We start from the raw sequence: 7,846 nt of genomic DNA on the forward strand, positions 1-7,846 counted from the left end.
GGCCGGGCGGAGGAGGCGGCCTGCTACGCGCGGACCGGCGGCGGAGCGGTCGATCCGGAGCTGGGCGCGGCGCTGCGGACGGCGCGCCACGGCCTGCTGCACGCGGCGGACCGCGACGGCCGGCTCCGCGCCGTGTTCTGGCCCGCCTCGCTGGTGACCGGCGCGAACACGCGGCTGGCCAACGGGGCCCGGGGGCGGATGGTCACCCTGACCCGCCCGGGTCGTCCCCGCTCCGTCTGAGACGCCGTCCGGAGCGGACGGGGGCTACTGGTCGTAGCGGCGGCGGAAACGCTCCTCGAGCCGGCTCTTCAGCGGCTGGCGGCCGACCCGGCCACCACGGCCGGACCGTCCCGCGGGCGCCGGACCGCGGCCGCCTGCGGGGCTGTTGCCGGCCTCGACGGCGCCGGTGGCTGCCTTGTAGTGGAGAACGGCGAGGCCTGCTCCGCCGAACATGATCAGGGAGCCGAGCGCGCCGATGAGGAACGACTGGGCGACGGCACCGCCGACGATCACGGCCAGTCCGATGACCACCAGGGCGACGCCGAACTGCAGCTTGCGACGCGCCTTCAGCCGGCGGTCGCCGGTGCGGACGGACGAAGCGAATTTCGGGTCATCGTCGACGAGGGCGCGCTCGATCTGCTCCAGCAGACGCTGCTCGTGTTCGGAGAGCGGCACGTCGACCTCCAGGTGGGCGGAGCCTAGGCCGTCGGAGGCTTCCCCCGACGGTACAGCCGAGGATACGAGCCCTTGGCAACGCGCGAAAGGCGACCTCGCGGCGACCCGCCGGGAACACGCCGGGATCACTCCTCCGGGTGCCCTTCCGGACCCCGTTCGGGGCCCCTCCACGGCCGCGGTGGCACCGGATATCCGCTGGTCAGCCCGGATCTCCCGCCGGCGTCTCCGGAACCGGGCGGCGCGGGCCCGAGCGCCCCGGACGGGGAAGATCGGCGCGGGCGACGTCCCGACCGGCCCCCGAGCCGGTTCCGGCGGTCGTTCCTCCGGGCGTCAGGCCGCCCGGACGGCCCTGCCGGTGCAGGAGCGTCGCCGGTCGCACCGCCCCCGCCCCGAACCGGCGGGCCGCGCGGTCGGCGGCGAGCTCTGCCTCCCGGCGGCCGTGCTCGCGCGCGCCGAGCTCGAGCTGCTGGGGCGCGGAGCCGGCGTCGATCAACCGCTCGGCGCGCACCCCGACGAGCCGGATGCGGGCGCGGTCGAGCCCGAGGGCGTCGAAGAGGGCGCGGGCGGTGTCGTACAGCTCCTGCCCGACGTCGGTGGGGACGTCGAGGGTGCGGCTGCGGGTGATCGTGGCGAAGTCGGCGAACCGGACCTTGATGCTCACGGTGCGCGCCAGCCACCCGCCCGACCGGAGCCGGCCCGCCGTCCGCTCGGCCAGCATCAGCAGCTCCCGGTGGATCACCGTCGGATCGTCGATGTCGGTGCCGAAGGTCTCCTCGTGGCCGATGGACTTCTCGGGCTCCTCGGGCACCACCCGGCGCGGGTCCCGGCCCCAGGACAGCTCGTGCAGGTGCGTGCCCGAGGCGGCACCCACGGCCCGCTGGAGGGTCTTCGCCGGCACGTGGGCGAGGTCGCCGACCGTGCGCAGGCCGAGGCGGAGCAACTGCTCCTCGGTCTTGGGGCCCACGCCCCAGAGGGCGCCGACGGGCAGGGGGTGCAGGAAGTCCATGACCTCGGGCGGGCGGACGACGAGCAGCCCGTCGGGCTTGGCGCGGGTCGAGGCGAGCTTGGCCACGAACTTCGTCCCGGCGACGCCGACCGAGCAGGTGATCCCCTGCTCGTCGAAGATCCGGGCGCGGATGTACTCGCCGATCTGCGCCGCGTCGCCCAGCCGGCGGCCGGCTCCCGCGACGTCGAGGAACGCCTCGTCCATCGACAGCGGCTCCACCAGCGGGGTGATCGACCGGAACAGCGCCATGACCGAACGGGAGACCTCGGAGTAGAGCGCCAGGTCGCCGGGCAGCACCGTCGCGGTCGGGCACAGCCGCAGGGCCCGGGCGGTGGGCATGGCCGAGTGCACGCCGTAGCGGCGGGCCTCGTAGGTGGCAGAGGTGACCACGCCGCGGTTCCCGGCCCCGCCGACGATCACCGGCGTGCCGGCCAGCTCGGGGTGACGGCGCACCTCGACACTGGCGAAGAACGCGTCCATGTCGACGTGCAGGACGGTGCATCCCTGCGCGCGACCGGCCGGCCTGCCCACCTGTCCTCCTCCTCGTCATCGAACATGCGTTCGATCTCTTCGTCCGGACACTACCGGCCCACCCCCCTTCCGCGCGCGTTCCCCCACCCGGCCGTGTCGGCGACCCGGTTCTCTGTGAAAAGCCTGGTCGGGGGTGGTGGCCGGGACAGGTGTCAGACCAGGATGGGCGAGGTACCCAGCGACTGGGGAGCCGCCGACCGGCGGTTCCGGACCGACCTGATCGGAGATCCCATGGCTCTCGACGACGACGACATGACCAGCACGGAGGGCCCGGCGGACGGCGGTGCCTCCGGCACCCCCGGCGGCCACGACGGCGGTGCCGACGGTGGCGCGGACGGTGGCGCGGACGGCGGTGCGGATGGCGGCGCCGACGGTGCGGCCGGACCGGCAGTCGGCGGCGTCTCCGGTGTCCCTGCCGCACGGGAGCGGGGCGACGGCAGCGCCGGCGGCCCGGGTGACGGCGGAGCTGACGGTGGCGCCGACGGTGGCGCGGACGGCGGTGCTGACGGCGGTGCGGACGGTGGCGCGGACGGCGGGGCCGACGGCGGCGCGGACGGTTCGGCCTGACCGAGAGCCCGACCACGCAGGGCCGGGCGGAGCAGGAGCTCCGCCCGGCCCTGCGGCGGTGCACGAACCTCGATCCGCAGGTCTTCGCCGAGCAGTACTGGTCCCGGCGGCCGTTGCTGACCCGCGCCGCCCATACCGGTAACTCCTTCACCGACCTGCTCGACCTGCCCGCGGTCGACGAGCTGCTGTCCCGCCGCGGTCTGCGCACCCCGTTCCTGCGGATCGCCAAGGACGGCGCAGTCGTCGACGCGAAGCGGTTCACGACCTCCGGAGGCGCCGGGGCGGAGATCGCCGACCAGGTGTCCTCCGACGCGGTGCTCCGGCTCTTCGCCGACGGCAGCACCGTCGTCCTCCAGGGTCTGCACCGGCTCTGGCCGCCGCTGATCGAGTTCGCCGATCAGCTCGCCGCCGACCTGGGCCATCCGACGCAGGTCAACGCGTATGTCACCCCGCCGTCCTCGCGGGGGTTCAGCGCGCACTACGACGTCCATGACGTCTTCGTGCTGCAGGTCGCGGGCGAGAAGCACTGGACCATCCACGAGCCGGTGCTGCGCGATCCGCTGCGCACCCAGCCGTGGACCGATCGCGAGGCCGAGGTGGCCGCCGCCGCCGAGGGCGAACCGGTGATCAACGAGGTGCTGCGGCCCGGCGACGCGCTCTACCTCCCCCGCGGCTACCTGCATTCCGCGCGGGCCCTGGGCGAGATCAGCGCCCACCTGACCGTCGGCGTCCACTCGGTCACCCGCTGGGGAGCCGCCGAGTCGGCGCTGGACCTGGTGCGCACGCTCGCCGCCGACGACCCGCAGCTGCGCAGCTCGCTCCCCCTGGGCCTCGACCTCGCGGACCCCGACAGCGTCCGGGACGACGTCACCGCAGTGATCGCCGGCCTGCAGGACTGGCTCGGCCGCGTCGACCCGGCGCAGGTGGCCGACCGGCTGCGTGGGCAGACCTGGGCGCAGGTGCGTCCGGAACCCGTCGCCCCGCTGGCCCAGTCGTCCGCGGCCGCCGCGCTCACCGACGAGACGGTCCTGCGGCTGCGCCGGAGGCTGCGCTGCGTCCTCCGGGACGACGGCGACGGACGGGTCACCCTGCTCGCCGGACGGCGCTCGCACTCCTTCCCCGGCGAGGCCCGGGACGCGGTGGCCGCGCTGCTGGCGGCCGGCGAGCTCAAGGTCGGCGACCTGCCCGGCCTCGACCCGGCCGACCGGGTCACCCTTGCGCGGCGGCTGGTGACCGAGTCGGTCGCCACCGTGCCGGATGCGGGACTGGGCGCCGGGTCGGTCGGGGGCGCCAGGCACGATGGGGCACGTGGCGACGCGCTCGGGACCGGTGGATGAGCCGACGCCGGACCCGGTGGAGGGCGTGACCGCTCCATCCCGCCCGACGGCACGGCTGGACGAGAGCCGATGCTCGGTCCGTGCCCTGGCCCGCGGCGACTCCCCCGTCGCGACGGCGTCCCCGGCGCAGCGCTGGCTGCTCATCGAGCAGCCCGGCCCGTGGGGGCGCGACGCGCTGACGGAGTCGCGGTTCGACCAGACCGTCGCGCCGCTGCTGGCCCGGCGCTCCCGGGCGGAGAACGTGCGGCTGCTGCTGGTCCGGCAGCCCGGGGAGCGGCTGGCCGACTCCGGACGCCGGTGGGCCTACGCGGACAGCCGGCCCGGGCGGGAGGGTCTGTGGTGGTCGGTGCGGGCCTCCGACGCCGACCTGCTGACCGCACCGTGGGACGGCTCGGTGGGTGAACGCGCCGATCGGCCGGTGTACCTGGTCTGCACGCACGGCGGCCACGACGCCTGCTGTGCCCTGCGTGGGCGTCCCCTGGCGCGCGAGCTGCCGGCGCCCGGCCCCGCGGACGTGTGGGAGTGCAGTCACCTGGGCGGTGACCGGTTCGCCGCGAACGTCGTCGTCCTGCCGTACGGCTTCTACTACGGCCAGGTGCCCGACGACGGTGCGGACCTGGTGCACGCGCACGAGCGCGGGCAGGTGGCGCTGCCGTGGCTGCGCGGACGGGCCGGAGTGCCGCCGCCCGGGCAGGCCGCGCAGCACCACGCCCGCGGCGAGCTGGGGCTGCTCGGACTGGACGACCTGCCGGTGTCGTCGGTGCGGCCGACGACCGCTCCGGGGGCCGAGGTCGAGCGCTGGATCGTGACGATGGCCGGGCCGGACGGTCAGGTGGTGGCGTCGGTCGAGAGCCGGCCGTCGTCCGTGGCCGAGCTGCTCACCTGCCGGGCGACCCACCCCGCGCACTCCCGCACCTGGCACGTCTCGCTGGGCGATCCCGCCTAGGCGAGCGCGCGACCGCGGGCGACCAGCAGCGGGATCGCCAGCTCGGTCGCGGTGAGGGAGCCGTGGTAGGCGGCCAACCGGCTCGGTCCGGGCTCGTGCTCCGGGGTGACGAGCGCCCAGCTGCCCCGGGCCAGCGCGACGACGTCGCCGATGCGGGCGGCCAGGGCGTCGTCCACCGGGCCGAAGACCCCGCTCGCGACCGCGTCGTCCCGGCTGGCCACCCAGGCCCGGTCCCCGAGCACCTCGCGCCACCGGGCGAGGACGTCGTCCTCCGCGCCGGGCAGGGCGTGGACGTACCGGGCGCGCGGCTCCCCCGCCAGCACGCGGACGCCGTCGGTCAGCGCGGGTTCCGCGTCGAGGTCGAAGCGCGTCTGGGCGGGGACGTCGAGCATGCCGTGGTCGGCGGTCACCAGGAGCGCGGCGTCGTCGGGCAGCCCGGCGAGAAGCTGCTCCACGATCGCGTCGACGAGCGCGAGCTCGGCGCGCCAGCTGGGTGAGTCGACGCCGCGGACGTGCCCGGTGAGGTCGAGCTCGGGGATGTAGCCGTAGACGAGGGCCTGGGGCGTCGCGGCGAGCGCGCGCAGCGCCAGCGCGCAGAGGTCGCCGTGGCTGACCGCGCCGGTGTAGGTGGCGCCGCGGTAGACGGCACGGGTGAGGCCGGAGCCGGCGTAGGCGTACGGGCCGACGGCGGTCGCGGCCACCCCGGCGGCCTGGGCGTGCTCGAAGACGGTGCGCTGCGGCTGCCAGACGTCCGGGTCGGGGTCGTCAGCCCACTGCACGTGGTTGAGGGTGCGGTCCTCCCCCGTCGGGCCCTGCTGTCCGGGTACCAGGGTGACGAAGCCGAGGATGCCGTGGCTGCCGGGTGGGAGGCCGGTGCCGAGCGTGGCGAGGCTGACCGGGGTGGTGCTCGGGCAGGGCGCGGCGAGGTCGCCGGAGGGCGAGGCGAGGCCCGCGAGCGTGGGCGCGAGATCGGCGTGGGTGCGGAGGAGGTCGGCGCCGAGTCCGTCGACGAGCAGGACCATGACCCGCCGCGCCCCGGCGAGCGCCCCGGTCAGGTCCAGCGGGTCGGCCGGCAGGTCGCCGCGCACGAGAGGGACACCGAGGGCGGTGGCGGCGCCGGGCAGGACGTCGGCGAGGGTGCCGGCTCCGTAGGGCGGCACCGCGAGGTCCGCGGGCAGCGGGGTCACGGGCGGGTGGCAAGGACGTGCAGGCCGGTGGCGATGTCGCGGAAGGGCGACGCCTCGGCGAGCGCCAGCTCCAGGGCGCGGACGGCGCGCGGGTCGGCGCCCGAAGTGGCCTCGAGCAGGTCGGCGACGACGGAGACGCCGCGCCAGGGGCCGGGGCGGAGGCCCGCGCCCTCGACGAGGGCGAGCAGGTCCTCGGGGGTGAAGCGTCGGCGGGCGGGCTTGGAGCGGGCCGGGGCCGGGTCGCGGTCCTCGATCAGGGCCAGCGCCTCGACGGGGTGACCTGCGACGGCCCGGCCGAGGACTGCGCCGGCGCGGTTGGCGGTCGCGACGCTCACCTGACCGCCGGGACGCAGCGCCCGGCTGATCTCGCCCAGGGTGACCGCCGGGTCGTCGACGACCTCGAGGACGTAGTGGCACAGCGCCAGGTCGTAGCCGTCGCTGCCACCGTCTGCTTCTGGCAGGACCTCGTGGAGCAGGTCGCCGTCGCCCTGAAGGCCGTGCACCCGCGCCCCCACGCCCCCGGTGTCGGCACGGCGGCGCAGGGTGGCCAGGGCGTCGGCGCTGGGGTCGACGACGGTGACGTCGTGACCGAGCCGGGCGAGCGGGACGGCGAACATGCCGCTGCCCCCGCCGACGTCGAGCACGCGCAGCGGGGTGCCGGCACCGACCACGGGGTCGAGTGCTGCCCAGACGGCAGCGGTCCGGGCGGGCAACTGCTCCGCGGTCGGCGAGGCAGGGGACGTCGGCACCCCAGGGAGCCTAGTGGCGGCCCGCTGCGGCCACCCGGCCCCGCGTCAACCGGAGACGCTGTCGGCGGCCCGCTTGATCTCGGCGATGTCGATGCGGCGCATCTGCAGCATCGCCTGAGTGGCCCGCTGGGCACGTGCCTGGTCGGGGTCGTTGAGCAGGCTCATGAGCTCGGTGGGCGTGACCTGCCAGGAGACGCCGAACTTGTCCTTGAGCCACCCGCACTGGCTCTCCTCGCCGCCCTCGGTCAGGCGGTTCCAGTAGTGGTCGGCCTCTTCCTGGTCGGCGCACATGATCTGGAAGGAGATCGACTCGTCGAACTGGAACTGCGGCCCGCCGTTGAGTGCGGTGTACGGCTGCCCGTCGAGGGTGAAGTCGACCGTCATGACGTCGCCCTCCTTCATCGGCGGCGGCATGTTCGGCCCGTAGCGGGTGACATCACCGATGCTCGAGTTCGGGAAGATCGAGGTGTAGTGCTGTGCGGCCTCCTCGGCCTGTCCGTCGAACCAGAGACATGGGATCTGCTTGGGCATCGTCTGTTCCTCTCTCAGGTCCGGCTGTTCACCGGCTGATGGGTAGACCCTGGCCCGCCCCGGGACTCATCGGAAGGCTCCTTCGAACGAACACAGCACAGCACGGCTCGCTCCCCACTTCTCCAAGCGCACACGTCATGACCCGCCCCCACCGGGCACGTACATGGAGACGGCGGCAGATGTCCCGGCCCGCCGAGCTGTGCTGATCTCACGACGACCCGCTCAGAAGGGCGCGGGGTCGAGGGTTTCGAGGCCCGGTGGAAGCGCTCCGAGTTCGTAGGGCTCCAGCCATGCGGCGCCGGGTGGTCGGCTGATCC

9 protein-coding genes are annotated in these 7,846 nt (G+C 75.2%); 4 read left to right on the plus strand and 5 right to left on the minus strand.

Translation table 11 applies throughout. The features are described from left to right. On the plus strand, nt 1–240 hold a 240-nt coding region (locus E4P38_RS23100), incomplete at its 5' end, for a hypothetical protein (RefSeq protein ID WP_167760672.1). Nucleotides 241–264: 24 nt separating this feature from the next. On the opposite strand, the gene E4P38_RS22535 is transcribed toward E4P38_RS23100, so the two are convergent. Both E4P38_RS22535 and dinB read right to left on the minus strand, forming a co-directional pair. Further along, entirely contained in the window at nt 265–675 is a 411-nt protein-coding gene (locus E4P38_RS22535; RefSeq protein ID WP_135134230.1) for a DUF3040 domain-containing protein, read from the minus strand. A 199-nt stretch (nt 676–874) separates the two neighbouring features. Further along, the gene (gene dinB, locus E4P38_RS22540; RefSeq protein WP_245161241.1) at nt 875–2,212 is read right to left on the minus strand and encodes a DNA polymerase IV; all 1,338 of its coding nucleotides are present in this window, start codon (nt 2,210–2,212) and stop codon (nt 875–877) included. Between the two features lie 162 nt (nt 2,213–2,374). Here dinB and E4P38_RS22545 point away from each other — a divergent pair, with 162 nt between their 5' ends. The 3 genes from E4P38_RS22545 to E4P38_RS22555 all read left to right on the plus strand — a co-directional run bounded on the left by E4P38_RS22545 (nt 2,375) and on the right by E4P38_RS22555 (nt 5,062). Beyond that, entirely contained in the window at nt 2,375–2,779 is a 405-nt protein-coding gene (locus E4P38_RS22545; protein ID WP_245161242.1) for a hypothetical protein, read from the plus strand. Nucleotides 2,780–2,892: 113 nt separating this feature from the next. Beyond that, nucleotides 2,893–4,116 (plus strand): cupin domain-containing protein, encoded by a 1,224-nt coding sequence (locus E4P38_RS22550; protein WP_245161243.1) that lies wholly within the window; start codon nt 2,893–2,895, stop codon nt 4,114–4,116. A gap of 25 nt (nt 4,117–4,141) precedes the next feature. Next, complete coding sequence (locus E4P38_RS22555; protein WP_245161244.1) at nt 4,142–5,062, plus strand: sucrase ferredoxin; 921 nt, start codon at nt 4,142–4,144, stop codon at nt 5,060–5,062. Here the strand turns inward: E4P38_RS22555 and E4P38_RS22560 are convergent. Genes E4P38_RS22560 through E4P38_RS22570 form a run of 3 tightly spaced genes read right to left on the minus strand, consistent with a single transcriptional unit; the run spans nt 5,059 to nt 7,529 of the window. Beyond that, nucleotides 5,059–6,249, minus strand: a complete 1,191-nt coding sequence (locus E4P38_RS22560; RefSeq protein WP_135134233.1) for a nucleotide pyrophosphatase/phosphodiesterase family protein — start codon at nt 6,247–6,249, stop codon at nt 5,059–5,061. The genes E4P38_RS22555 and E4P38_RS22560 overlap by 4 nt on opposite strands. Beyond that, nucleotides 6,246–6,998, minus strand: coding sequence for a methyltransferase domain-containing protein (locus tag E4P38_RS22565; protein ID WP_135134234.1), 753 nt, complete (start codon nt 6,996–6,998; stop codon nt 6,246–6,248). Before E4P38_RS22565 ends, E4P38_RS22560 begins: the two co-directional genes overlap by 4 nt. 45 nt (nt 6,999–7,043) lie before the next feature. Further along, nucleotides 7,044–7,529 (minus strand): VOC family protein, encoded by a 486-nt coding sequence (locus tag E4P38_RS22570; protein WP_135134235.1) that lies wholly within the window; start codon nt 7,527–7,529, stop codon nt 7,044–7,046. Between the last annotated feature and the right edge of the window lie 317 nt (nt 7,530–7,846).

The organism is Blastococcus sp. CT_GayMR16 (assembly GCF_004570875.1).
GTDB lineage: Bacteria > Actinomycetota > Actinomycetes > Mycobacteriales > Geodermatophilaceae > Blastococcus_B.

Excerpts from the sequence above, each read along its gene's own strand:
- E4P38_RS22545 (WP_245161242.1), top strand. The coding sequence starts at position 2,375 with ATGGGCGAGGTACCCAGCGACTGGGGAGCCGCCGACCGGCGGTTCCGG.
- E4P38_RS22570 (WP_135134235.1), bottom strand. The coding sequence starts at position 7,529 with ATGCCCAAGCAGATCCCATGTCTCTGGTTCGACGGACAGGCCGAGGAG.